Below are 24,220 nucleotides of genomic sequence, written 5' to 3' on the forward strand. Positions count from 1 at the left end.
TCAAAAGAAAAAGCGAGATGAATATCATATTTAAAATAGATACTTGGCAGGAGATTTATCATTCCCTACGGAATAATAAACTTCGGACTTTCCTTACAATGATAGGAGTGGGCTGGGGAATGTTTCTCTATGTAACCCTCCTCGGTGCTGCCAAAGGTATGGAGAATGGCTTCAATAAGCTCTTCTCTGGCTTTGCTACCAATACGATTTTCCTTTGGGGGCAGGAGACAACCATCCCCTATGGTGGTTTTCCTAAGGGGAGAACGGTCTATATTCATCTTTCAGACATAGAATATTTGAAGAAGAAAATCCCAGAGATTGATTATATCTCTCCGCAAAACTCAAGAGGAGATTTCGGTACGAGTGGGGTAACGATGGTGAGAGGCACCAAATCTGCCACCTATATCCTGAAAGGCGATTACCCCATCGGTAATAAAATAGCAGAAAAGAGACTTCTGTTTGGCAGGTATTTAAATGATGCTGATGTCTCAGAAAATAAAAATGTAGTAGTCATCGGTGAGCAGATTTACAAGAACTTCTTCGATGCTAAAAAGAACGAAAACCCTGTTGGCAAAACAATTAATATCAAAGGGATTTTCTTTACTGTTATTGGAGTTTTTAGTGTTAAAAAGTCCATCGGTATTGATAGTGATAATAGCGCTTATATCCCCTTATCCACTTTTACCAAAATGTATAACGATGGTGATAAAGTAGATTTCTTTGCCATTGTATCAAAGTCCGATGCAGATATCGGTAGAGTGGATGAAAGAATAAAAGAAGTACTCAAAGACCGGTACAGCATATCACCAGAAGATACCAATGCCTATGGGGCATTCAACCTCGGTAATGAGTTTAAAAAAGTAACGGGCTTCCTTAATGGTATGCAGCTCCTCACGATTATTGTCGGCACGCTTACGATTATCGCGGGGGTTATTGCCATTTCAAACATCCTTCTCATCACGGTAAAGGAGCGAACGAAAGAAATAGGTATCCGCCGTGCGCTCGGGGCAAAACCTTCGGAGGTGAGGAATCAGATTCTCTTGGAGAGCGTCGTCATCACCCTTTCATCGGGCTTAATAGGCTTTATTTTCGGTATGCTGGTCTTGATGCTACTGAATCTCGCTACAAAAAATCAGGAAGATGCACCGTTTTACAACCCTACGGTCAATTACCTCAATGTATTTGGTGCAATGGCGATAATGGTCATACTGGGGCTTATCATCGGTTTAATCCCCGCACAGAGAGCCATCAGCATTCGCCCGATAGATGCACTGAGAAGTGAATAAAGAACAAGGATAAACATTAAAACATCAATAAAAATTAATCTAATCTCTATAACAATGAAAAAGACAATTTATATCGTACTCGGGTTTATCGCATTCGTTGCTTTATCGTCTGTCATCGGATATCTTATCAGCTCCAATATCTCCGAGCGCAAGGAATTCCTCACCCGAAAACCTATCGTACAGGATATGGAGGATAAAGTAATGGCAACGGGGAAGATTGTACCCAAAGAAGAGATAGAAATCAAACCCAATATCTCGGGGATTATCGATAAAATCTTCGTAAAAGAGGGAGATAAAGTTGTTGCAGGGCAGTTGGTTGCTACCCTCCGCATCGTTCCCAGCGTGGCGAGTGTAAATTCTGCTCTCCAAGAGGTGAGCAATGCAGAGCTGCAAATCAATAACGCCAAAGCCAACCTTGCCAACCAGCAACAACAGTTTGCAATGCAGGAGAACCTCTACAAACAGGGCGTTATCTCCAAGCAGGAGTACCTCACCGCTCAGCAGCAGCTCTATGCCAATCAGCAGAGCCTCAAAAACGCACAGCAGCTCCTCTCCACCGCTCAGAAAAACCTCCAAATAGCGCGTACAGGGGCTACTCCTGAGCTTCAAAATATGGCGACTACCCAGATTCGCTCTAAGGCAAACGGTACTGTCCTCGAAGTTCCCGTAAAAACAGGAAGCCAAGTGATAGAAGCTAATTCCTTCAATGCGGGCACCACCATTTGCTCCATCGCAGACCTCAGCTACCTCATCTTCGAGGGTAAGATTGATGAAGCACAAGTCGGCAAGATTAAAGAGGGAATGGAGATGAACATCATCATCGGAGCATTGCAAAACAAGACCTTTGCTGGAAAGATGACCCTCATCGCCCCAAAAGGAACCGAAGAGAGTGGCACCATAAAATTCCCCGTAAAGGGAAGCGTTCTCAATCCGAATAACGAATACATCCGTGCAGGCTTCTCTGCCAATGGAGAGATTATCCTCAGCTCCCAGAAAAATGCCCTCCTCCTCGACGAATCTCTCATCCAATACGAAAAAATAAAAGGCAACGACATACCATTCGTAGAAGTAAAGCAGCCAGGAGGTTCATTTAAGAAAGTCTTCGTAAAACTCGGTGCAAGCGATGGTGTGAATGTACAAATCCTCTCAGGAATAGATAAAAATGCCGAAGTAAAAGTCTGGAACCCCTCAGATAAAGATAAAGAAGAATTGAAAAAGCAGCCATAGCCCACTGCGTGGGGAGCACATCTTGCAAGTGGCGCACTTAGCCGTAGCACGGCAGGCACTTAGTAGGGACACTAGCGTGTTGATAATTGGCTTTTAGGTATAGCATCATTAGCATTATAACAGAAAATCCCCCTAGATGATTTGTCTAGGGGGAAGTTTTTAAAAAGGGGTCATAGACCCTATTATTTGGGTCAGAGACCCCATCATTTGGGTCAGAGACCCTATCTTTTAGGTTAAAAAGGCCGTCATTTAGGTTAAAAACCCGAACGATTAGGTGGGTCACCGTATTCAATTAGGTTCAGGACCGGAAATTTTAGGTTAGAAACCAGAATTTTTAGGTTAAGAACCTAAAAGTTGATAAAAAACAGTGTATTTTTTTATTAAAACGATAATTAGCAGTTGGCTGTTAGCTAATAGCAATTAGCTATTTGTTAGAAGCCTTATATTTGTGCAAGTCAAAGATTAAGATATGAATGAATTACTGCTTCAATACCTTTGGAATCACAAGGTTTTTGGTACTCATCTTTTTCAGGATACGGAGGGAAATCCTGTGAAGGTATTAGACTTTGGAAGCTGGAACCGAGATGCTGGGGCAGACTTCCAAGTTGCAAGGATAGAGACGAACGGAATTCGCTTTTCGGGGCATATAGAACTGCACTTGCGCTCGTCGGATTGGGATTTGCACGGGCACTCCAAAGATGAGGCGTATCAGAATGTAATTCTCCACGCTGTCTTTATTCACAACAAGGAAATCGCTTTCCTTAAGGAGCGAAATATCCCCACAATAGAACTCAAAAATTATATTAGCCCAGAGGTTATTGCTCGGTATGAGGCGCTGGCTTCAAAGGCAGAATTTATTCCCTGCCAAGAGCTTTTCCTCGGTCAGAAGCAGTCTGAGGACTTCCACAGAGAGAACCTTTTGAAGAAGCTGGATGAGAAATCTGAGAAAATCCAACGGGAATTAGAGCGTTATAAGAACGATTATGAGGCAGTGCTCTTCCATTATATGGCGTATAGCTTCGGGCTGAAGGTAAATGCCGAGATATTTAAAAGCATAGCCGAAAGCACTCCGTTTTCTACCATCAGGAAGCTCAGTCAGGAGGTAAAGCAACTGGAATCTTTCCTCTTCGGGAAGGCTGGCTGGCTCACTCATCCTACCGATGAAGAGCACCAGAGCTGGAAGAGGGAGTATGATTTTATCACTAAGAAATTTAATCTCGGTAGCATCTGCTTCTCTCCGAAATTCCTAAGGCTAAGGCCGGCGAACTTCCCAACTATCAGGCTCTCTCAGCTGGCACAGGTCTATCATCTCAATCAAAATCTATTTTCAAAGATAATGGAGGCAAAAACCTATCCTGAGCTGAGGAATCTTTTTAGTGGAGTGAAGGCTTCTAGCTATTGGGATACGCATTTTAAGTTTGGGAAGGAGGTAGCAAAATCTCACTCGAAGAAGCTCAGTGCAGCCTTTATTGACCTTATCATCATCAATGTCATTCTCCCTATGAAATACGCTTATTACAGTGCTTTTGATGAGAAAAGAGGGGAAATGAAGGAAGAAATCATTGGTCTTTATAAGGAAATCCCTGCTGAGAAAAATACGATTATCTCCGAATGGAAAGCGCTCGGTTGTGAGGTAAAAAATGCACTGCAAAGCCAGAGCTATCTCTACCAATACAGGAGTTTCTGCCTTAGAAAAAAATGTTTAAATTGCGCCGTCGGTTTGCAGATTCTCAGGAAATCGGAGCCTAATTAATACTTAATAATAAGATATGTTTAGCAACTTACGCCATAAAATGGAGCGCGAATGGTTCGGGGTACTTACACGGTTCGGTACAAAGCTCGGGATTCCCGTTTCTAAACTCAGGGTATTTTTTATTTATTCAACCTTTGCTACGGCGGGTTTTTTCTTTCTTATCTACCTCGCTATGGCGTTTGTACTTTGGGTGAAAGATATTTTTATCGTGAGGAGACCCAGCGTTTTTGATTTATAACTGAACAATGAAATTCATACCCGTACACTCTTTTGAAAATCCTTCAGCACAGAAGATTTATAGAGCCTATACCACTACTTTCCCAGCAGATGAAAGACGAAATGATGAGCAGTTTAAGGCACTTTTTGAGCATCCGAATGCTTTTGTAAATTCTATTCTCTGGCGGGAGGCAGAGGTGGGCTACCTCGTTCTCTGGAAGCTCTCCGAAAGTATTTTTGTGGAGCATTTTGAGGTTTTTGAAGAGTTTAGAAATCAAAAACTCGGCTCTGTGGTGGTAAAAACCCTGATAGAAGAGCACTCTAACATTATACTCGAATCTGAGCCCTCTTATCTTAGTGATATTGCCGAGAGGCGGATTGGCTTTTACCAGAAAAATAGCCTCAGCATCATTAATGAAAGCTATATACAGCCGAGCTATGAGGAGGGTAAGAATCCATTAGAGCTCTTCCTTATGGCGTCTTGGCTCCCAGAGGATATCCAAGCGGTAGAGCAGGAAATCCACAGGACGGTCTATGGTGTAGAGGTTTAGGGCTAAGCCTCGCTGGCGAAAGAGGCTTCAAAATCTATGAAAACACTGCCGTGAGAGGTGGTAAATGGGAAGTAATAAATCCTTGTTTTGAGAGGGAGATGGTCATTCTTAAACTTACAGAATACGACGATTGCCTCGGCCTCGCCACCCTTTAAAGAGACACTGGAGGTATAGCAAATGCAAAACCCCTCGGCAGTGCCCATTAGTTTTTCATTCCCAAAACTCTTAAAAGAATCTACCATTACACTTTCATCAAAATAATAATCATACACGGCGGGAATAACGGAGGTAAAGCCACCATCAGAATTTATCAGAAAAGAAAATGGCTGAAACTTTTGTTCGGAATTGAGCTTCTGAGTGGCTTCGTCTATGGCGAATTCTACCGTTTTATCTACTAAAATATCTATATCGCTCATTTTTTAGATGATGTTGACTTCCCTTTCCAGCTCGATTCCAAATTTCTCCTTTATAGAAGCGATAATCTGTGCCGAGAAATTAAAAATCTCTTTTCCAGTTGCCTCTCCCGTGCGGTTGATAATCACGAGTGCCTGACGGCTATGCACCGCTACATTTCCCACTTGCTTGCCTTTCCAGCCTACTTTTTCTATCAGCCAGCCTGCGGGGAGTTTGATGAAATCACCATTTGGATAGCTCGGTATTTCTGGGTAAAGGTTTTTGAGTGCTTCAAACTTTTCTTTGCTGATAACTGGGTTTTTGAAGAAGCTGCCAGCATTGCCCGTCTCCTTTGGATTGGGGAGCTTGGTTTCTCTGATGCGCACCACTGCCTTTGAAACCTCCTGTATCGTAGGTTTGGAAATCCCTAAGCGCTGCAAGTCTTCTTGGATGGCTCCATAGCCTGTTTTCAGTTCGTGATTAGTCGTGGTAAGGAGGAAACTGACTTCCAAAATCACATATTTCCCTTTGCCCTCGCGCTTGAAGAAAGATTCCCGATAGCCGAATTTACAATCGGAAAGGCTAAACTCTTCCACTTCCAAAGTTTCAATATTGAGCGCCTTACAGTGGTGAAATCTGTCCTTAATCTCCACTCCATACGCCCCGATGTTTTGCATAGGGCAGGTGCCTACATTTCCTGGGATTAATGAGAGGTTTTCCAGCCCACCGAAATTCTGACTAAGACACCACTGCACGAATTTATGCCAGTTCTCACCTGCCTGTGCCGTTACCAAAACCTCATTTTCACCCGCAGGCTGAGTTGTGATTCCTTTCATCTGGACTAAAACCACCAGACCGTTATAATTCTCGGTGAAAAGTACATTACTCCCGCCACCAAGGAAGAGGAGCGGAAGGTTTTTATCCTTTGCAAAGCCTATTGCAGCTTTCAGCTCATCGATGCTTTTTGCACGAGTGAAGAACCTCGCTTGTACCTCTATTCCAAATGTATTAAAAGGTTTTAGGGAGATGTTTTCTTGAATTTCCATAGCTGCAAAGATAGCAAATATGCTTATAGCCGTAGCACCGCACCGTAGCCGGTGATGCGATTACCACAAACTTACCATCCACAGCCTACTGCCTAAAGCTAATAGCAAAAAAAATACAGTCTTTAAAAGACTGTATTTTTTTTGCTGCTTTCCAAAGTTTCGGAATACATTTTTTCGTATTGGGGGATAATGTTTTTTATATCAAAGCGGAGGGCTTGCTCTTTTGCTTGTTGTTTCATTTGGTTGAGGAGGTGGTCATCACTCAGGAGTTTTATTGCATAGTTGCTCATCGCTTCTACATTTCCTACTTCTGCTAAGTAGCCTGTTTCTCCTTGTATATTTACTTCGGGGATACCTCCAGCATTTGAGCTGATAACGGGAGTGTATGCTGCCATTGCTTCAAGGGCAGCGAGACCGAAACTCTCTTGCTCGGAGGGGAGGAGGAAGAGGTCGGAGAGCTCAAGGATTTTGTATAAATCATTGGTTTTGCCCAGAAGGCGGATTTTGTCTATCAGTTCGGTATGGTTTTCCAGAAATTCATTTACCTTTTCCATATCGGGACCTTCGCCTATGATGATGAGCTTGGAGGCTATTTTCCTGTTTACATTCCTGAAAATCTGTAGTACATCTTCTATCCGCTTTACAGGTCGGAGGTTTGAGATATGGATGAGGATTTTCTCATTTGGAAGGGCAAACTGGCTGCGGTCGCACTTCGTACATTTTATAAATAGACTATTATCTATAAAGTTATTGATGACTTTTATCTCCTTCTTGATATTGAAAAACTGAAGGGTATCTTTCTTTAAACTCTCGGAAACGGCGGTAATGGTGTCGGACTGATTGATGGAGAACTCTACCGCGTGCTTATAGCTGGGATGCTGACCCACCAGAGTGATGTCTGTCCCGTGTAAAGTAGTGATGAGAGGGATGTCTTTGCCATCTTGTTTGAGCATCTGCTTGGCAGTAAATGCCGCATAAGCATAAGGGATAGCATAGTGAGCGTGCAGAAGATCTAACTTGTAAAGCGTGCTCACCCTGTAAATCATAGAAGAAAGCGCAATATCATAGGGCTGATACTGAAAAAGAGGATAGGTCTGTACATTGACTTTGTGGAAAAAAATATTGGGGTTTGTAATGTCTAACCTCGCGGGTAGATTATTAGAGATAAAATGAACTTCGTAGCCTTTATCTGCGAGCGTCATCCCAAGCTCTGTTGCCACAATTCCACTACCTCCATAAGTGGGATAACATAAGATTCCTATTTTCATTATTCAAGTCTAAAATTTGGGGCTCAAAGGTAACTAAAAATTAATTTATATGATTTATAAATTTAACATTTTAGGGCATTTAAAGGGGATATTGCTGTCTTTTATTTTTTAATGATGATTTTAATTGGCTAAATTTGCCCCCAAATAAAATTGAGTGTAAAAATGGATTTACCTAATGATTATATTCCGATTTTAATTCAAGCTGTTGTAGCTATAGGTTTTGTAGCGGTCTCTCTATTGGGAGCGCATTTTTTAGGACCAAGGCAAAAGAAAACCACCACCACAAAAAACCAGAGTTTTGAGTGTGGTGTAGAGGTAGAAGGAAACGCAAGAACGCCTTTCTCTATAAAGTATTTTCTTACCGCAGTTTTATTCGTACTCTTTGATATAGAAGTGGTATTTTTCTATCCTTATGCTTTGAATTTTAAAGAATTTGGAGTAGAAGGCTTTTTAGCTGTGCTTACTTTCGTAGCTATATTTTTCGTGGCTTTTTTCTATGTGCTGAAAAGAGGAGCTTTGGATTGGAATAAATAACCGATGACTCGAACAAAATAATCAAGCGAAACAATAAAAAAGATAATGTCTAATAATAATAAAAAGATAATCACTACCGCAGAAATGCCCGAAGGATATGAAGGTGAGGGCTTTTTTGTTACAAAACTGAGCAGTGTAATCGGTTTGGCAAGGAAATATTCTCTTTGGCCTCTTCCTTTTGCTACCTCTTGTTGCGGTATAGAATATATGGCAATGCTAAACCCTACCTATGATGCATCAAGATATGGTATGGAGAGAAACTCATTCTCGCCAAGACAGGCAGATATGCTGATGGTTTGCGGTACTATTTCCAAAAAATTAGGACCTGTACTGAAGCAGATTTATACCCAGATGGCAGAGCCTAAATGGGTAGTAGCTGTAGGGGCTTGTGCGTGTAGTGGTGGTATTTTTGACTCGTATTCCGTTCTCCAAGGGATAGATAAAATTATCCCCGTAGATGTGTATGTGCCAGGATGCCCGCCAAGACCAGAGCAGATTATAGAAGGTGTGCTCCAGGTGCAAGCACTGGCAGAGAGTGAAAGCATTAGAAGGAGAGATTTGCCAGAATATCAGAAGTTATTAGAATCTTACGGAATTAATTAAGACTTTGTTTAGCGCTTAAAAGCTGAGAAAATGACAAATGAATTTGTTTTAGAAGCCATTACCCGCGAGTTCCCAGAAGCCGTGCTGTCTGCTTCGGAGCCGTATGGTTTGTTAACTCTTGAAATAAAAAAAGAAGAGATAAAAAAGGTGATTCATTACCTCAAAGATTCGTCTCTTAATTTCTTTTTCTTAACCGATATCTGCGGTATACATTATCCGAATGATAAAGGGAAAGAAATCGGGGTTATCTACCATCTTCATAATATGATGGAGAATGTGAGAATCCGCCTTAAAACCTTTATGCCGAGAGAAAATGCAGAAGTAGATTCTTTGGTTGATTTATTTTCTGGTGCCAACTGGATGGAGAGAGAAACCTTTGACTTTTTTGGGATTAAATTTAAAGGGCATCCTGATTTAAGGGTTATTCTAAATATGCCAGATTTAGGCTTCCACCCTCTTCTGAAAGAGTATAGACTGGAAGATGGTACAAGAACAGATAAAAACGATTTAATGTTCGGAAGGTAATTCACAATTAATAGATATGAAAAACAACGAGCTATCTAATATATTAAACCACGATATTAATGAGCAGATTGATGGGCAACTTTATACCCTCAATCTCGGGCCTACACACCCCGCTACGCACGGGATTTTCCAGAATGTCCTCACGATGGATGGAGAGAAAATCCTCCACTCCGAGCAAACCGTAGGTTATATCCACCGTGCATTTGAGAAGATTGCCGAAAGGAGAAATCTTACTCAGATTACTACTTTGACCGACAGGCTGAACTACTGCTCTGCGCCTATTAATAACTTTGGCTGGCATATGACCGTAGAAAAACTCTTGGGCATAGAAACGCCTAAGAGGGTAGATTATCTAAGGGTAATCCTTATGGAGCTTGCAAGGATTGGTGACCACCTGATTTGCAATGGTGTTACAGGTATGGATGCAGGAGCTATTACGGGGCTTACCTATATGTTCCAAGACAGGGAGCGTATCTACAATATGTATGAGCAAATCTGCGGTGCGAGGATGACGACCAATATGGGAAGAATCGGTGGCTTTGAAAGAGATATTAATGATAAATTCCACGAATATTTACAGGAGTTTATTAAAAACTTCCCTAAGCGATATGGAGAATTCTGCTCCCTCTTAGAGCGAAACAGAATCTTTATGGATAGAACCATCAATGTAGGTGCTATCTCTTCCGAAAGGGCTTTAAGCTATGGATTTACAGGTCCTAACCTCAGAGCGACAGGAGTGGATTATGATGTGCGTGTAGCACAGCCATACTCTTCCTATGAGGATTTTGATTTCATCATTCCAGTGGGAACTTCTGGTGATACTTATGATAGATTTATGGTTCGCCAGCAGGAAGTTTGGGAATCTCTTAAAATCATTAAACAGGCTTATGAAAACCTTCCAGATGGAGACTTCCACGCAGATGCTCCAGAATATTACCTCCCTGAGAAATCAGATGTTTATTCTAAAATGGAATCCCTTATTTATCACTTTAAAATTGTAATGGGAGAGACCAATATACCTGTAGGAGAGGTTTATAATTGTGTAGAAGGAGCAAATGGAGAGCTCGGGTTTTACTTAGTGAGCGATGGAGGGAGAAGTCCGTACAGATTGCATTTCAGAAGACCTTGCTTTATTTATTATCAGGCATATCCAGAAATGATTACGGGAGCTGGGATTTCAGATGCCATTGTTACAATGTGTAGTATGAATATAATTGCAGGTGAGCTCGATGCTTAAATCTGGCTCAACAAATAAAATTTAAGATAAAAAAGGCAGAGACAAACTACCTGAAAAAAAGCAAAAGAAAATGAGCGAAAAAATAATAACTTTCAAACCTGAAACCTTAGAGCAGGTAAAGAAAATTATCGCAAGATACCCAGAGGGAAGGCAGAAATCTGCTCTCATCCCCATTCTCCATATTGCACAGAAAGAATTTGGAGGCTGGTTAGATGTCCCTGTAATGGATTATGTGGCGAGCTTATTAGACATAAAACCTATTGAAGTATATGAAGTGGCAACTTTCTATACGATGTTTAATATGCAGCCCGTAGGTAAATATGTATTGGAAGTATGCCGTACAGGCCCTTGTATGACGAGAGGGAGTGAGAAAATTCTCGACCATATTCGCACAAAGCTCAATATAAAAGATGGTGAGACTACCGAAGATGGGCTATTTACATTAAAACCTGCGGAATGCCTCGGTGCGTGTGGCTATGCACCAATGATGCAACTCGGTAAGTTTTATCACGAGAACTTGACCATAGAGAAAGTAGATGAAATCCTTGAGCTTTGCCGACAGGGAGCCATAGCTTTGGATTAAAAATAAAAATACTCTTGAAGAGAGAGTAATTGAAATAAAGTTGAATAATTAAGTGTAAGCTATTTTAGATACTTACAAAATTTAATAGACAAATGAGTAAAAAACTTTTACTTAAAGATGCTCACATAGAGGGAATTCGATATTTTGATGTATATCGAAAGCAAGGCGGTTATCAAGCCGCTGAGAAGGCTCTTAAAATGACGCCCGAAGAGATTTTAGAGGAAGTGAAAACCTCTGGACTTCGCGGTCGTGGTGGTGCGGGCTTCCCTACAGGAATGAAGTGGAGCTTCCTTGCAAAACCCGAAGGAATACCAAGACACTTGGTAGTAAATGCCGATGAGTCAGAACCCGGTACCTTTAAGGACAGATACCTTATGGAGCATATTCCTCATATATTAATAGAAGGGATAATCATCGCTTCTTATTGTTTGGGTTCAAATGCTTCCTACATCTATATAAGAGGTGAGTATTCTTGGATTCCAGATATACTGGAAGCCGCTATTGAAGAGGTAAGAAATGCTGGTTTCTTAGGAAAAAATATCTTAGGAACTGGTTTTGACTTGGAAATATATGTGCAAAGAGGTGCTGGGGCATATGTGTGTGGAGAGGAAACGGCACTCCTCGAATCCCTCGAAGGTAAGAGAGGAAATCCGAGATTAAAACCCCCATTCCCAGCTGTAAAAGGGCTTTGGGAGAGACCAACTGTAGTAAATAATGTAGAATCTATCGCTGCTGTAGTACCTATTATTAATATGACGGGTGCTGAGTATGCAAAGATAGGTGTAGGGCGATCTACAGGAACGAAACTGATTTCCGCTTGTGGTAATATCAATAAACCTGGTGTTTATGAGATTGATATGACCATTACAGTAGAAGAATTCATCTATTCCGATGAATATTGCGGAGGTATTCCTAATGGAAAAAGGCTGAAAGCCTGCATACCTGGTGGAAGTTCTGTTCCTATCTTGCCAGCTAATCTATTGCTCAAAACCATAAAAGGAGAGCCGAGATATATGAACTACGAATCTCTTTCCGATGGTGGCTTTGCTACGGGAACGATGATGGGTTCGGGAGGTTTTATCGTATTGGATGAAGACCAGTCGGTTGTAGAGCATACGATGACACTTTCAAGGTTTTATAATCACGAGAGCTGTGGGCAGTGTACTCCTTGTAGAGAGGGGACAGGCTGGCTCTACAGAATCTTGAAGAAAATAGTAAATGGAGAAGGCGAGATGAAGGATATTGATTTACTTTGGGATATCCAGAGAAAGATAGAAGGTAATACGATTTGTCCTCTCGGTGATGCAGCAGCTTGGCCTGTGGCGGCAGCTATCAGACATTTCCGAGATGAGTTTGAATATTATGTAAAAACGCCTGAACTCGCTAAGGTAAAACCATTCGGATTGGCGCATTATGCTGACCCAATCCCAGTGCCAGCCGAGTAAGTGGATTAGAATATTGATAAAAAAAAGAAGAGCCTAAAACGCTTTTAGAAGTTTAATTTTAAGAGCTGATAAATAAAATTTTAACGCTGATCATATGAGCGAAGAAGTAAAAAAGTTTAAAATAACCATTGATGGACAGACTACGGAAGTTTTGCCAGGGACTACGATTATAGAAGCGGCAAGACAGATAGGTGGTAAGTCTGTACCGCCAGCGATGTGTTATTATAGCAAACTTGAACATAGTGGAGGAAGATGTAGAACCTGCCTCGTAGAGGTTTCAAAAGGTTCCGAAGCAGATCCACGACCTATGCCTAAATTGGTAGCAAGTTGCCGTACAGCCGTAATGGATGGTATGGAAGTGAAAAACCTTACCTCTGAAAGAACTCAGGAGGCGAGAAAAGCGGTTACCGAATTTATGCTTATCCATCACCCTCTTGATTGCCCAGTCTGCGACCAGGCAGGGGAGTGCCATTTGCAAGACCTCAGCTATGAGCACGGTCTTTCCGATAGCCGAATGGAGTTTGAAAAGAAAACTTTTGATGCAGAAGATATAGGTCCGAATATCAAACTGAATATGAACCGCTGTATTCTGTGTGCAAGATGTGTTTTACTGGCAAATCAGCTTACAGAAGAGAGAGAGCACGGCATCCTGTTCCGAGGTGAGCATGCAGAAATAGGAACTTATCTCAATAAAGCATTGGAAAATGATTTTATTGGTAATGTGATAGATGTGTGTCCTGTGGGAGCACTTACAGATAGAACGGCTCGTTTTGCCAGCCGTGTATGGTTTACAAAACCTATGAATGCTACTTGCAACTGCGATAAATGTAGCGGAAAAGCCGTTATCTGGATGAAAGGTGAGGAAATCGTTCGTGTTACAGGTAGAAAAGATAAATATGGAGAAGTAGAAGAATTTATTTGTGATGATTGCCGTTTCCATAAGAAAGATCTTAAGTACTGGACGGTAGAAGGTCCAAGAAATATTGAGAGACATTCCGTTATCTCTCTCAACCACTATGAAACGCCTCAGCCTAAGGAGCAAACCAACCTTTGGAATCATTTCAACCAAAATAAAATAGGGTCTCCTGATAAAAAGGAAACCAGTAATGGATAGTTATTCACCGAATCTTAGTAAAATTTAATTTTATAAAAGTGGAATTAATTACATTTAAAATCATATTAGTCTTAGCTTTATTCCTTCTATCTCTTACAGTAGCAGCATATTCTACTTGGGCAGAAAGAAAAGTAGCAGCCGTAATGCAGGACAGGATAGGACCTAATAAAGCAGGACCTTTCGGACTTTTGCAACCCTTAGCTGATGGAGGGAAGTTCTTCTTTAAGGAGGACTTTACGCCAGACAATGCAGAGCGGTTTTTATTCGTTATCGGTCCTTCTATCGTAATGTTTTTATCATTGCTTACAGGGGCGGTTATCCCTTGGGGAAGCACGATAAATATTGCTGGAGAGTCTTTTGATTTACAAGTAGCCAATATTGATATCGGGGTTCTTTATATTTTAGGATTAGCCTCTGTATCTGTATATGGAATGATGCTTGGGGGCTGGGCTTCAAATAATAAATACTCGCTTATCGGAGCTATCCGTGCGAGTTCGCAGATGATTTCTTATGAATTAGCAATGGGGCTTGCGCTTTTAGCGATTATAATGATGAGCGGTTCATTGGATTTAAAAGTAATTGTAGAGCAACAGACGCACGGGAAACTTTGGGGCATTGTACCAGAAGTTTCAGGGATAAACTGGAATATTTTCTATCAGCCTTTTGCTTTTCTTATATTCCTTATCGCTGCACTTGCGGAGACCAACAGACACCCGTTTGACTTGCCAGAGTGCGAATCCGAATTGGTTACAGGGTATTCTACCGAATATTCATCAATGAAATTAGGGCTTTATATGTTTGGTGAGTATGTAAATATGTTTATCTCAAATGCCCTTATCGCTGTGCTGTTCTTCGGTGGGTACAATTATCCTGGTATAGACTGGGTAGCAGAAAACTGGGGAGAAAATGTAGCGGGAGTTTTCAGCATTGTCTCTTTCCTTATAAAAGTATTCTTTGGAATATTCCTCTTTATGTGGATTAGATGGACGATTCCAAGATTCAGATACGATCAGCTAATGCATCTCGGTTGGAAAAAATTAATCCCTTTCGGATTGATAAACCTATTGATAACAGGCGCTATCATATTATTATTTAATAACTAATAGTAGAGATTTAATAGAATAGTTTAGAATTTAAGAGCTAATGGGATTTATACTTTTAGCTAAAACATAAAGAAGAAATGAAATTAACCAATAGATCTAAGGTTGTCTCTAATAAAAAAATGACTTTCAGTGAGAGTATCTATCTCCCTGCAATTATTCAGGGGATGGGTATTACATTGAAGCATATGTTTAAAAAGCCAGGCAGTGTATCTTATCCTGATGAAGAAAAGCCTCGTGCTAAGGTTTGGAGAGGTCGCCATGTCCTCAAAAGAGATGATGAGGGTAGGGAGAGATGTACCGCTTGTGGACTTTGTGCTGTGGCTTGCCCGGCAGAGGCCATTACAATGACGGCAGCAGAGCGTACGAAAGATGAAAAGCACCTTTACAGAGAAGAAAAATATGCAGCTACTTACGAAATCAATATGATTAGATGTATTTTCTGCGGTCTCTGCGAGGAGGCTTGCCCTAAATCTGCAATCTACCTTACCGATCGCCTTGTAGAGCCAGAGAACAATAGAGGCTCATTTATCTATGGTAAGGAAAAACTCTTAGAATCTATGGATGACAGAATAGATGTGTCTGAAAGACAAAGTGAAAAACAAAGAAACTTTTTAAAATTAAAGAAGTAATGGAGCAATTTCTTTTCTATTTGGTATCGGGAGTAGCGCTTTGTAGTGCGGTTTATTTCGTATTCGCAAAGAATCCGTTGTATTCTTTACTTTCGCTCATCGTTACTTTTTTCTCAATAGCAGGCTTGTATGTATTACTCAATGCACAGTTCTTGGGAATTGTTCAGATAATGGTATATGCAGGGGCTATTATGGTTTTATTCCTCTATATATTAATGATGCTCAACTTAAACAATCAGGATGAAAGTAGAAAGAAGAGCATCAATAAATTCATTGGGATTATTGCCAGTGGGATACTTTTCATCGGTATGCTTGGGGCTTATAGAGGCTTGAAAACAGGAGCCGTAGCACAGGATGTAGATTATTCAGTAGGGCTTACAAAAAATCTTGGTGGGCTTTTGTTTAATGAATATGTCCTCCCGTTTGAGCTTGCTTCAATTCTTATTCTGGCAGGTATTGTAGGTTCAGTATTAATTGGTAAAAGAGATTTATAAGATATTATGGAAGCAAATACTTTTATACAAAGTGTTCCTTTGGAGAACTTTATTGTGCTGAGTACAGTTTTGTTTTGCTTGGGAGTGCTGGGTGTACTACTCAGGAAAAATGCAATCATTATTTTAGGTTGTGTAGAGCTTATGCTCAATTCCGTAAATCTTCTCTTAGCAGCTTTTTCTGCATACAAAGGAAATGGAGATGGGCAGATACTGGTATTCTTTATTATGGTAGTAGCAGCTGCGGAAGTAGCAGTAGGTTTGGCTATCATTGCAATGATTTATCGTAATACAAAATCTGTAGATGTGAGTATTTTAAATAAATTAAAGGGATAATAAGGAATGGAAAATTTAATTTATACTATCATATTACTGCCGCTTATAGGTTTCCTTTTCAATGGATTTTTTGGGAAATACCTTCCAAAGGTTTTAGTGGGGAGTATAGCAACTTTAGCGGTTTTTTCTTCATTTTGTATAGCAGTAAGCCTGTTTCTCAACTTTGATTCTGATAGCCAACCCGTAATAGTAAAGACTTTTGAATGGTTCAGAGTAAATGGTATGCAGGTGAATTTCGGTTTCCAGATTGACCAGCTTTCTCTGATGATGGTGATGATTATCACGGGTATCGGTTCGCTTATCCACCTTTATTCTATCGGTTATATGAGCCACGATACAGGATTTTATAAATTCTTTACTTATCTCAACCTTTTCATCTTCTCAATGCTCCTTTTGGTAATGGGGTCTAATTACCTCATTCTCTTCATCGGCTGGGAAGGTGTAGGTGTTTGCTCCTATCTCTTAATTGGTTTTTGGTTTCAAAACTGGGAGTATGGTAAAGCAGCGAGAAAGGCATTTATAATGAACCGTATTGGGGATTTAGGTTTGCTCATAGGGATTTTTCTTATCGCTCAGCAGACAAATTCTTTGGACTATATCAGTGTAGCCAATAATGCAGGTGTATTTGGAATGGACAGCACTATAATTATCTTCATTACACTGAGTTTATTTATCGGTGCGGTGGGTAAATCGGCACAAGTACCTCTTTACACTTGGCTCCCTGATGCGATGGCGGGGCCTACTCCTGTATCGGCGCTTATCCACGCTGCTACGATGGTTACTGCGGGTATTTACCTCATCGTTCGTTCAAATTTCCTTTATACGCTGGCGCCATCTGTGCAAGATATAATACTGCTTATTGGTCTTCTAACGGCAGCATTAGCTGGGTTCTACGCTCTAAGGCAGAATGATATTAAGAAAGTCTTGGCATATTCTACCGTTTCTCAGCTTGGGTTTATGTTTGTAGCATTGGGCTTAGGGGCTTATACTACAGCGATGTTCCATGTGATGACGCACGCATTCTTTAAAGCGTTGCTCTTTCTCGGTTCTGGTTCTGTAATCCACGCAATGAGCGGAGAGCAAGATATGAGGTATATGGGTGGTTTAAGAAAGTATATCCCTGTTACCCATTGGACATTCCTTATCGGGACCTTGGCAATCTCTGGTATGCCGCTATTCTCTGGTATGATTTCAAAAGATGAAATCCTTATCGCAGCATTTGCTAAGAATCCAGCATTCTGGGTTATACTCTTTGTGCTTGCAGCGGTTACGGCTACTTATATGTTCAGATTATATTACCTTACTTTTTATGGGGATTTTAGAGGCTCGGAGGAGCAGAAGCATCACCTGCACGAGAGCCCTTTAAATATGACTTTACCTTTAATCGTTTTAGCAGTGCTTTCGGTATTTGGAGGTTTCTTTAATCTCCCTCACTTTGTAGGGCACGGTCATTTCTCTTTCCTCAATCAGTGGCTGAGCCCAATCATTACTGAGCAGGGCAAAAGTCTGCACGAAACCTCTGTTTTAGCAGTAGATTTCACAACGGAGATGCTTCTCTTATCCCTTACCATTATAATGTTCTTTACTGTATGGTTTATTGTGAGAAATATCTATGTAAATAAAGCCAAACTCCCTCTTGCTGAGTATTCAGGTTGGGAAAAACTTTCCGCAAAGACCTTGTATGACAATAAAATCTATAATGCTCTCTTTGTAAAAACAGCCGAAGGTTTAGGTAAGGTTCTAAGGGCTTTTGATAAAAATATTTTAGACTCTACCGCTCAGTTTATAGGAGATGGAGCAGAGGACTCTGGTAGAGCGATGAAGAAATTCCAAAATGGAAATGTGGAGAACTATCTGCTGATTATGGCATTGGCAGTAGGAATTATATTAATTATTAACTTTTTACTATAATAATGTATCAGTTATTAGCATTACTACTCATACCTCTTATAGGTTCAGGATTTATTTTCGCGTCTAAAAATGCAGCCGCTAAGTATTTTGCTTTGGGTATAGCTCTCGTTCAGTTAGTTCTCAGCTTTTGTATGCTTTGCAGCTTTGATGCTACTCCTACGGTAGATTCAGCACTGCAATATGAAATCCAGTATCCGTGGTCTAACTTCATAAAAAGCAGCATACATTTCGGTATTGATGGAATGAGTATGCTTATGCTCCTCCTTACCAATATCCTCGTTCCGCTTATTATCCTTTCTTCTTTTAATGAAGAAAAATCATACAGGAACTCTTTCTATGCGCTGATTTTATTAATGCAGTTTGGTTTAGTGGGAGTTTTCACAGCATTAGATGGAATTATTTTCTATGCTTTCTGGGAGATTACCTTAATCCCTATCTGGTTTATTGCAGGTATATGGGGGCAGGCAGATAAGAATCCCCGTTTTACAACCAAGTTTTTCGTATTTACATTTGTGGGGTCTCTCTTTATGTTAGCGGGTTTGGTATATCTTTATGCGCTCCCTGATACAGCATCTTTTGCTCTTACAGATTTGTATAATACTACTCTTGATATCAATCAGCAGAACTTGGTATTCTGGTTTATCTTCTTTGCTTTTGCAGTGAAGCTACCTGTATTTCCTTTCCATTCTTGGCAGGCGGATACCTATACTTATTCGCCTACTCAGGGTTCTATGCTCCTCTCGGGGATTATGCTAAAGATGGCGGTATTCGGTGTGCTTAGGTATCTTTTACCGATTACACCAGATGCTATTGCAGGTGTTTCTGGGGGTATCGTTGTGGTCTTAGCGGTCATTGGAGTGCTCTATGGTGCTTTAATCGCAATCGTACAAAACGATGCCAAGAGGATTATTGCTTTCTCCTCTCTTTCGCATATCGGTTTATTAACGGCGGGGCTTTTTGCTTCTGCCATACTGAGTGCCAATGGAAACTTTACTACTGAAGGAGGCGAGGGAGCTATGGTAATGGCTTTTGCTCACGGTTTAAATGTGGTAGGGCTTTTCTACTGTGCAGATATCCTCTACAAAAGGTTTAATACAAGAGATATTAATCAAATGGGTGGCTTTGCAAGGGTAGCACCGAAGTTCGCTGTTGTGTTTATGATTATCCTTTTTGGTTCACTGGGCGTACCGCTCACCAATGGTTTTATCGGTGAGTTTATCCTTATAAAATCTGTATTTGATTATAATGCCCTTATGGGAGTTATTGCAGGTATTACGGTTATTTTAGCAGCAGCTTATTTACTGAGGTTTTATGCTAAGACAATGTTTGGCAAGGGGAATGATGAGGTGCTGGCTACCGCTAAGGATATTTCGGGTGTAGAACTCATCGTTTTGGCTACGCTTTCGGTATTTGTTATCGTGATGGGAGTCTATCCTCAGCCTGTACTGAATATGGTAGATAGCTCTATCGAGTACATCTATCTCACCTTACCTAAAATGAACTAATATCATAATCTTAAAGACCTATCGTAGTTTTAAATTTAAATTAAAGAAATGAGTACACTTATTATAGTTTTTCTTACGGCCATTGTGGTATTATTTTCAGGAACATCGGGGCGAGGTAAGTTTTCCAGATATATTGGTATTGCGGGGCTTTTGTTTGCTTTGGTTGTGAGTTTCCAGCCCGAGTGTTCATTCTTCGCGAAGTATCAGTCAATGTATATTTATGATGAAACGGCAGCGCTGTTTACAAGGATAGCCATCATCATTACTACGCTTATCTTTTTCCTTGGGGGCTTTGCATTGAGCAATCACAGAAGTCATCAGTCCGAGCTCTATGCCCTTATGCTTTTTGCTCTTTGTGGGGGGATTATCCTTTTCGGTTTTGAGAATATGACGGTACTCTTCTTAGGTATAGAAATTCTCTCCATACCGCTTTATGTAATGGCGGGGAGTAGTAAGACCGACTTGCGCTCGATAGAAGCAGCCCTCAAATATTTTCTTATGGGTGCCTTTGCTACGGGTTTCCTTATGTTTGGTGTAGCCCTCGTTTATGGTGCTACAGGTAGCTTTGATATCCATCAAATCGCTCAGTTGAGTACTGAGAATGCTAATGATACAATGTTCATACTCGGAGCTGTGCTTATGCTTGTTGCTTTGGCGTTTAAGACTTCATTGGCACCCTTCCATACTTGGTCGCCAGATGTCTATCAAGGTGCGCCATCCCTCATTACTTCCTTTATGGCGAGTGTAGTTAAAATCTCTGCATTTGGTGCTTTCTTTAAGCTGATGACTACTGCGTTTATCGGTATCGCTCCAAGTTGGATTAATATTATCGGTGTGCTTGTGATTATCACACTTCTGCTCTCAAATATTATGGGGCTTGCACAGACCAATGCCAAGAGAATGCTTGCCTATTCCTCCGTATCTCACGCAGGATATATAGCGATGGTATTCTTTGGGTTTAATAACCTCTCGGTAGGGGTATTGGCATTCTATCTTTTTGCGTATTCACTTTCCACCATTGGGGTATTTATGTGCCTGATTTGGGTAGAAAAAATAAAACGAGAAACCTCCTACGAAGCTTTTCGAGGCTTGGCAAAGACCGAACCTCTACTCGCTCTCGTTACTGCTGTCTCTTTATTTTCTATGGCTGGAGTACCGCTTACCGCTGGCTTTATAGGGAAGTTTGGGATATTCGCACAAGCGATTGGCGTAGCACCATTTCTGGTAGTAGTTGCTGTGGTAGGTTCTGCACTCTCTATTGCGTATTACCTAAGGCTGATTATCTCTATGTTCTTTGCAAAAGAATCATCATTTAATACTTCCGAGAGGGTGAGTTTTACTTACAATCTTCTCTCTCTACTGATTATTTTACTGATTATCGGTATAGGTATCTATCCTGACCTTTTTGCTAAAATTCACTAACACCGTAGCCGGTGATGCACCCACTGCCTGGGGAGCACTTAGCCGTAGCACAGCAGGCACACCTTGCAGGTGATGCACTTAAACTGCGTGGAGAACTTTTAACTAACCACCCACCGCCAAAACCTAGTAGCCAGTCGCTAATTGCTAGCTGCCATCTACTGTCTATAATGCTTATTAGCATATACCAGAAATACTGAAAACTACTTTGCGAAGGTGTCCTAGTATCGGGACACCCTGCTAAGAGTTTCTGGTACCGGGATGGAGTGAAAAACTACTTTGAGAGGATATTTTTACCATTTATTGCCTGCTGCGTACGGCTTACGGCCTTTACGAGGATATTGTTATATGGTGACAGAAAGGAAAACTACTTTGAAAGAGGCTTTTTATTGCTTACTGCCTGCAGCCTATTGCTTATAGCCTAAACTTACCGCTGTTTTATTATTTTTTCGTATTTTAGCACACTAATTTTTCGTATTAAAATAAACTTTATTTATGCATAAAGAAGGAGAAAGACTAATACCGATTAATATTGTAGATGAAATGAAGTCATCTTACATAGATTATTCTATGTCGGTAATTGTTTCAAGGGCGCTGCCAGATGTAAGAGACGGGCTAAAACCAGTGCACAGAAGAGTGCTCTATGGTATGTACGATTTGGGAGTGTTCTCTAATAAAAAACACCTGAAATCTGCAAAAATTGTAGGTGAGGTTATGGGTAATTTCCACCCGCACGGCGACTCTTCTATATATGACACTATGGTGCGTATGGCGCAGGACTGGAGTCTGAGATATCCATTAGTAGACGGGCAGGGTAATTTCGGTTCTATGGATGGAGACCCACCAGCAGCTATGCGTTACACCGAAGCGAGGCTTAAAAAAATATCCGATGAAGTACTCTCAGACTTGGATAAAGATACCGTAGACTTCCAAAACAACTACGACGATAGATTGCAGGAGCCTACCGTACTCTCTACCAAAATCCCAAACCTGCTCGTAAATGGTACTTCGGGAATCGCTGTGGGTATGGCAACCAATATGGCTCCGCACAACCTCTCAGAATCCATAGACGCTATCTGCGCTTATATAGACGACAGAGAGATTAGCATAGACGACCTTATGAAGCATATTCTGGCGCCAGACTTCCCTACGGGAGGGATTATCTACGGATACGATGGCGTGAGAGATGCCTTCCACACAGGGAGAGGGAGAATCGTCCTCCGTGCGAAGACCAACTTCGAAGAGATAGGAAACCGAAATGCCATCATCGTAACCGAAGTGCCTTACCAAGTAAATAAAGCGGAGATGATTGCACGAACTGCCGAGCTCGTAAAAGAAGATAAAATCCCTGGCATCTACGAAATCCGCGATGAATCCGACAGAAAAGGGCTCCGCATTGTCTATGAACTCAAAAACGACGCTATCCCAAATGTAGTTCTCAATCTGCTCTATAAATACACAGCGCTCCAAACTTCCTTCTCGGTGAATAATATCGCCCTCGTAAAAGGAAGACCCGAGCAGCTTAACCTTAAAGACATCATCCACCACTTTGTAGACCACAGGCACGAGGTTGTCGTAAGGCGCACAGAGTTTGAACTCAAAAAAGCCAAAGAAAGAGCCCACATCCTTGAAGGGTTTATGAAGGTAATCTCTACTCAAGATGCCTTGGATAAAGCAATTTCTATCATCCGCCACTCGGCTACTCCTCAGGAGGCAAAAGAAGGATTGATACAAGAGTTTGAGCTTTCAGAAATACAGGCACAGGCGATATTAGACCTTAGACTCGCTCGCCTTACAGGTATGGAGCTGGATAAAATCCGTGCCGAGTACGAGGAGATTATGGCATTAATACGAGATTTAGAAGATATCCTTTCCAATGAGCCGAGAAGGTATCAAATCATTAAAGATGAACTCTTAGAAGTAAAAGAAAAATACGGCGATGAAAGAAGAACCGAAATAGATTTCTCAGGTGGAGAAATGTCCATAGAAGACTTTATCCCAAATGAAACCGTAGTACTCACGATTTCGCACGCGGGCTACATCAAGAGAACACCGCTTACCGAATACAAAATACAATCACGAGGTGGCGTAGGAAACAAAGCTGCAGCTACCCGAGATGAGGACTTCTTAGAATACATCGTCTCTGCAACCAATCACCAGTATATGCTCTTCTTTACCGAAAAAGGGAAATGCTACTGGCTCCGCGTATTTGAAATTCCTGAAGGGTCTAAAACAGCAAAAGGAAGAGCGATACAAAACCTCATCAATATAGAACCTGATGATAAGATAAAGGCATACATCAGAACCAATGACTTGAAAGATACAGAATATGTAAACCAGATGAGCGTAGTGATGATTACCAAAAACGGTACGATTAAAAAGACTTCGCTTGAGGCATATTCCAGACCGAGATCAAACGGTATCAATGCTATTGAAATCCGAGATAACGACCAGCTACTCGGTGCGAGATTAACCGATGGAAAGTCCGAGATAATGATTGCAACCAAAAACGGAAAATGTATCCGCTTCTCAGAGGAGATCGTTCGCGAAGTAGGGCGTGGGTCTATCGGTGTGCGAGGCATTACCCTGGAAGCTGGCGACGAGGTTATTGGGATGATTGCAATAGAAGATGTAGAAAAAGAATCCGTACTCGTAGTATCCGAAAGGGGGTATGGCAAACGCTCTGCAGTCGAAGATTATAGAATCACCAACCGAGGAGGTAAAGGGGTTATTACCCTTAATATTACCGAGAAAACGGGTAGCCTTATCGCAATTCAGAATGTAACTGATGAAGATGGATTAATGATTATTAATAAATCAGGCGTTGCTATCCGAATGGGTATGGATGAGCTCAGAATTATGGGTAGAAATACTCAGGGTGTGAAAGTCATTAACCTGAAAAATAATGATGCGATTGCAGCCATTGCAAAAGTAGAAATGGACAGAGATGTGGAAGATGGAGAAGGAAATGAAGCCGTAGAAAATACAGGACAAACCTCTGATTCTACTGAAAATCTGAATAGCGAAAGTGCAGAATAAATCAAT

23 protein-coding genes are annotated in these 24,220 nt (G+C 41.1%); 20 read left to right on the forward strand and 3 right to left on the reverse strand.

Translation table 11 applies throughout. The features are described 5' to 3' along the window. Positions 1 to 17 precede the first annotated feature (17 nt). The 5 genes from DBX24_RS06575 to DBX24_RS06595 all read left to right on the forward strand — a co-directional run bounded on the left by DBX24_RS06575 (position 18) and on the right by DBX24_RS06595 (position 5,033). Positions 18 to 1,286 carry an ABC transporter permease gene (locus DBX24_RS06575; protein ID WP_185150746.1) on the forward strand — a complete coding sequence of 423 codons (1,269 nt, stop codon included), beginning with the start codon at positions 18 to 20 and terminating at the stop codon, positions 1,284 to 1,286. Positions 1,287 to 1,340: 54 nt separating this feature from the next. After that, positions 1,341 to 2,513, forward strand: coding sequence for an efflux RND transporter periplasmic adaptor subunit (locus DBX24_RS06580; RefSeq protein ID WP_160224354.1), 1,173 nt, complete (start codon positions 1,341 to 1,343; stop codon positions 2,511 to 2,513). 469 nt (positions 2,514 to 2,982) lie between these two features. Then, a complete protein-coding gene (locus DBX24_RS06585; RefSeq protein ID WP_160224355.1) occupies positions 2,983 to 4,266 on the forward strand; it encodes a DUF2851 family protein in 1,284 nt (427 codons plus the stop codon). Positions 4,267 to 4,282: 16 nt separating this feature from the next. Next, a complete protein-coding gene (locus tag DBX24_RS06590; RefSeq protein ID WP_160224356.1) occupies positions 4,283 to 4,504 on the forward strand; it encodes a PspC domain-containing protein in 222 nt (73 codons plus the stop codon). 7 nt (positions 4,505 to 4,511) lie between these two features. Then, positions 4,512 to 5,033, forward strand: coding sequence for a GNAT family N-acetyltransferase (locus DBX24_RS06595; protein WP_160224357.1), 522 nt, complete (start codon positions 4,512 to 4,514; stop codon positions 5,031 to 5,033). A 2-nt stretch (positions 5,034 to 5,035) separates the two neighbouring features. On the opposite strand, the gene DBX24_RS06600 is transcribed toward DBX24_RS06595, so the two are convergent. From DBX24_RS06600 to bshA, 3 genes are all read right to left on the reverse strand, one after another. Then, positions 5,036 to 5,449, reverse strand: a complete 414-nt coding sequence (locus DBX24_RS06600; RefSeq protein ID WP_160224358.1) for a hypothetical protein — start codon at positions 5,447 to 5,449, stop codon at positions 5,036 to 5,038. Between the two features lie 3 nt (positions 5,450 to 5,452). Beyond that, positions 5,453 to 6,472 (reverse strand): UDP-N-acetylmuramate dehydrogenase, encoded by a 1,020-nt coding sequence (gene murB, locus DBX24_RS06605; RefSeq protein ID WP_160224359.1) that lies wholly within the window; start codon positions 6,470 to 6,472, stop codon positions 5,453 to 5,455. A gap of 122 nt (positions 6,473 to 6,594) precedes the next feature. Next, positions 6,595 to 7,740: an N-acetyl-alpha-D-glucosaminyl L-malate synthase BshA gene (gene bshA, locus DBX24_RS06610; RefSeq protein ID WP_120489413.1), complete on the reverse strand. Its 1,146-nt coding sequence runs from the start codon at positions 7,738 to 7,740 to the stop codon at positions 6,595 to 6,597. Positions 7,741 to 7,902: 162 nt separating this feature from the next. Here bshA and DBX24_RS06615 point away from each other — a divergent pair, with 162 nt between their 5' ends. From DBX24_RS06615 to gyrA, 15 genes are all read left to right on the forward strand, one after another. After that, the gene (locus DBX24_RS06615; RefSeq protein ID WP_120489412.1) at positions 7,903 to 8,274 is read left to right on the forward strand and encodes an NADH-quinone oxidoreductase subunit A; all 372 of its coding nucleotides are present in this window, start codon (positions 7,903 to 7,905) and stop codon (positions 8,272 to 8,274) included. 45 nt (positions 8,275 to 8,319) lie between these two features. After that, positions 8,320 to 8,877, forward strand: coding sequence for an NADH-quinone oxidoreductase subunit B (locus tag DBX24_RS06620; protein WP_160224360.1), 558 nt, complete (start codon positions 8,320 to 8,322; stop codon positions 8,875 to 8,877). A gap of 30 nt (positions 8,878 to 8,907) precedes the next feature. Then, the gene (locus DBX24_RS06625) at positions 8,908 to 9,402 is read left to right on the forward strand and encodes an NADH-quinone oxidoreductase subunit C (protein WP_160224361.1); all 495 of its coding nucleotides are present in this window, start codon (positions 8,908 to 8,910) and stop codon (positions 9,400 to 9,402) included. Between the two features lie 16 nt (positions 9,403 to 9,418). Then, a complete protein-coding gene (locus tag DBX24_RS06630; RefSeq protein ID WP_120489409.1) occupies positions 9,419 to 10,639 on the forward strand; it encodes an NADH-quinone oxidoreductase subunit D in 1,221 nt (406 codons plus the stop codon). 70 nt (positions 10,640 to 10,709) lie between these two features. Further along, positions 10,710 to 11,222, forward strand: coding sequence for an NADH-quinone oxidoreductase subunit NuoE family protein (locus DBX24_RS06635; RefSeq protein WP_120489408.1), 513 nt, complete (start codon positions 10,710 to 10,712; stop codon positions 11,220 to 11,222). A gap of 92 nt (positions 11,223 to 11,314) precedes the next feature. Then, entirely contained in the window at positions 11,315 to 12,667 is a 1,353-nt protein-coding gene (gene nuoF / locus DBX24_RS06640; protein WP_160224362.1) for an NADH-quinone oxidoreductase subunit NuoF, read from the forward strand. Positions 12,668 to 12,761: 94 nt separating this feature from the next. Further along, positions 12,762 to 13,781, forward strand: coding sequence for an NADH-quinone oxidoreductase subunit G (locus tag DBX24_RS06645; RefSeq protein WP_120489406.1), 1,020 nt, complete (start codon positions 12,762 to 12,764; stop codon positions 13,779 to 13,781). 38 nt (positions 13,782 to 13,819) lie between these two features. Further along, complete coding sequence (gene nuoH, locus DBX24_RS06650) at positions 13,820 to 14,884, forward strand: NADH-quinone oxidoreductase subunit NuoH (protein ID WP_120489405.1); 1,065 nt, start codon at positions 13,820 to 13,822, stop codon at positions 14,882 to 14,884. 77 nt (positions 14,885 to 14,961) lie between these two features. Further along, complete coding sequence (locus DBX24_RS06655) at positions 14,962 to 15,513, forward strand: NuoI/complex I 23 kDa subunit family protein (RefSeq protein WP_120489404.1); 552 nt, start codon at positions 14,962 to 14,964, stop codon at positions 15,511 to 15,513. Continuing rightward, on the forward strand, positions 15,513 to 16,007 hold the full coding sequence (locus tag DBX24_RS06660) for an NADH-quinone oxidoreductase subunit J family protein (RefSeq protein ID WP_120489403.1): 495 nt from the start codon (positions 15,513 to 15,515) through the stop codon (positions 16,005 to 16,007). The genes DBX24_RS06655 and DBX24_RS06660 overlap by 1 nt, the downstream gene beginning before the upstream one ends. 6 nt (positions 16,008 to 16,013) lie before the next feature. Continuing rightward, a complete protein-coding gene (gene nuoK, locus DBX24_RS06665; RefSeq protein WP_185123861.1) occupies positions 16,014 to 16,340 on the forward strand; it encodes an NADH-quinone oxidoreductase subunit NuoK in 327 nt (108 codons plus the stop codon). A 6-nt stretch (positions 16,341 to 16,346) separates the two neighbouring features. Then, positions 16,347 to 18,251, forward strand: a complete 1,905-nt coding sequence (gene nuoL / locus DBX24_RS06670) for an NADH-quinone oxidoreductase subunit L (RefSeq protein WP_120489401.1) — start codon at positions 16,347 to 16,349, stop codon at positions 18,249 to 18,251. Positions 18,252 to 18,253: 2 nt separating this feature from the next. Continuing rightward, a complete protein-coding gene (locus tag DBX24_RS06675; RefSeq protein WP_120489400.1) occupies positions 18,254 to 19,756 on the forward strand; it encodes a complex I subunit 4 family protein in 1,503 nt (500 codons plus the stop codon). Positions 19,757 to 19,804: 48 nt separating this feature from the next. Further along, positions 19,805 to 21,178, forward strand: a complete 1,374-nt coding sequence (locus tag DBX24_RS06680) for an NADH-quinone oxidoreductase subunit N (protein ID WP_160224363.1) — start codon at positions 19,805 to 19,807, stop codon at positions 21,176 to 21,178. Positions 21,179 to 21,670: 492 nt separating this feature from the next. After that, positions 21,671 to 24,214, forward strand: a complete 2,544-nt coding sequence (gene gyrA, locus DBX24_RS06685; protein ID WP_160224364.1) for a DNA gyrase subunit A — start codon at positions 21,671 to 21,673, stop codon at positions 24,212 to 24,214. Positions 24,215 to 24,220 lie beyond the last annotated feature (6 nt).

The organism is Bergeyella cardium, assembly GCF_009914665.1.
Classification (GTDB): Bacteria; Bacteroidota; Bacteroidia; order Flavobacteriales; family Weeksellaceae; genus Bergeyella_A; species Bergeyella_A cardium.

Bases quoted from the DNA above. Each gene is read 5' to 3' on its own strand.
- DBX24_RS06660 (WP_120489403.1), top strand. From the start codon at position 15,513: ATGGAGCAATTTCTTTTCTATTTGGTATCGGGAGTAGCGCTTTGTAGT.
- nuoK (WP_185123861.1), top strand. From the start codon at position 16,014: ATGGAAGCAAATACTTTTATACAAAGTGTTCCTTTGGAGAACTTTATT.
- DBX24_RS06595 (WP_160224357.1), top strand. From the start codon at position 4,512: ATGAAATTCATACCCGTACACTCTTTTGAAAATCCTTCAGCACAGAAG.
- DBX24_RS06675 (WP_120489400.1), top strand. From the start codon at position 18,254: ATGTATCAGTTATTAGCATTACTACTCATACCTCTTATAGGTTCAGGA.
- DBX24_RS06635 (WP_120489408.1), top strand. From the start codon at position 10,710: ATGAGCGAAAAAATAATAACTTTCAAACCTGAAACCTTAGAGCAGGTA.
- DBX24_RS06655 (WP_120489404.1), top strand. From the start codon at position 14,962: ATGAAATTAACCAATAGATCTAAGGTTGTCTCTAATAAAAAAATGACT.
- DBX24_RS06645 (WP_120489406.1), top strand. From the start codon at position 12,762: ATGAGCGAAGAAGTAAAAAAGTTTAAAATAACCATTGATGGACAGACT.
- murB (WP_160224359.1), bottom strand. From the start codon at position 6,472: ATGGAAATTCAAGAAAACATCTCCCTAAAACCTTTTAATACATTTGGA.
- gyrA (WP_160224364.1), top strand. From the start codon at position 21,671: ATGCATAAAGAAGGAGAAAGACTAATACCGATTAATATTGTAGATGAA.
- bshA (WP_120489413.1), bottom strand. From the start codon at position 7,740: ATGAAAATAGGAATCTTATGTTATCCCACTTATGGAGGTAGTGGAATT.
- DBX24_RS06580 (WP_160224354.1), top strand. From the start codon at position 1,341: ATGAAAAAGACAATTTATATCGTACTCGGGTTTATCGCATTCGTTGCT.
- DBX24_RS06625 (WP_160224361.1), top strand. From the start codon at position 8,908: ATGACAAATGAATTTGTTTTAGAAGCCATTACCCGCGAGTTCCCAGAA.
- nuoL (WP_120489401.1), top strand. From the start codon at position 16,347: ATGGAAAATTTAATTTATACTATCATATTACTGCCGCTTATAGGTTTC.
- DBX24_RS06615 (WP_120489412.1), top strand. From the start codon at position 7,903: ATGGATTTACCTAATGATTATATTCCGATTTTAATTCAAGCTGTTGTA.
- DBX24_RS06575 (WP_185150746.1), top strand. From the start codon at position 18: ATGAATATCATATTTAAAATAGATACTTGGCAGGAGATTTATCATTCC.
- DBX24_RS06620 (WP_160224360.1), top strand. From the start codon at position 8,320: ATGTCTAATAATAATAAAAAGATAATCACTACCGCAGAAATGCCCGAA.
- DBX24_RS06590 (WP_160224356.1), top strand. From the start codon at position 4,283: ATGTTTAGCAACTTACGCCATAAAATGGAGCGCGAATGGTTCGGGGTA.
- DBX24_RS06585 (WP_160224355.1), top strand. From the start codon at position 2,983: ATGAATGAATTACTGCTTCAATACCTTTGGAATCACAAGGTTTTTGGT.
- DBX24_RS06600 (WP_160224358.1), bottom strand. From the start codon at position 5,449: ATGAGCGATATAGATATTTTAGTAGATAAAACGGTAGAATTCGCCATA.
- DBX24_RS06680 (WP_160224363.1), top strand. From the start codon at position 19,805: ATGAGTACACTTATTATAGTTTTTCTTACGGCCATTGTGGTATTATTT.
- nuoF (WP_160224362.1), top strand. From the start codon at position 11,315: ATGAGTAAAAAACTTTTACTTAAAGATGCTCACATAGAGGGAATTCGA.
- DBX24_RS06630 (WP_120489409.1), top strand. From the start codon at position 9,419: ATGAAAAACAACGAGCTATCTAATATATTAAACCACGATATTAATGAG.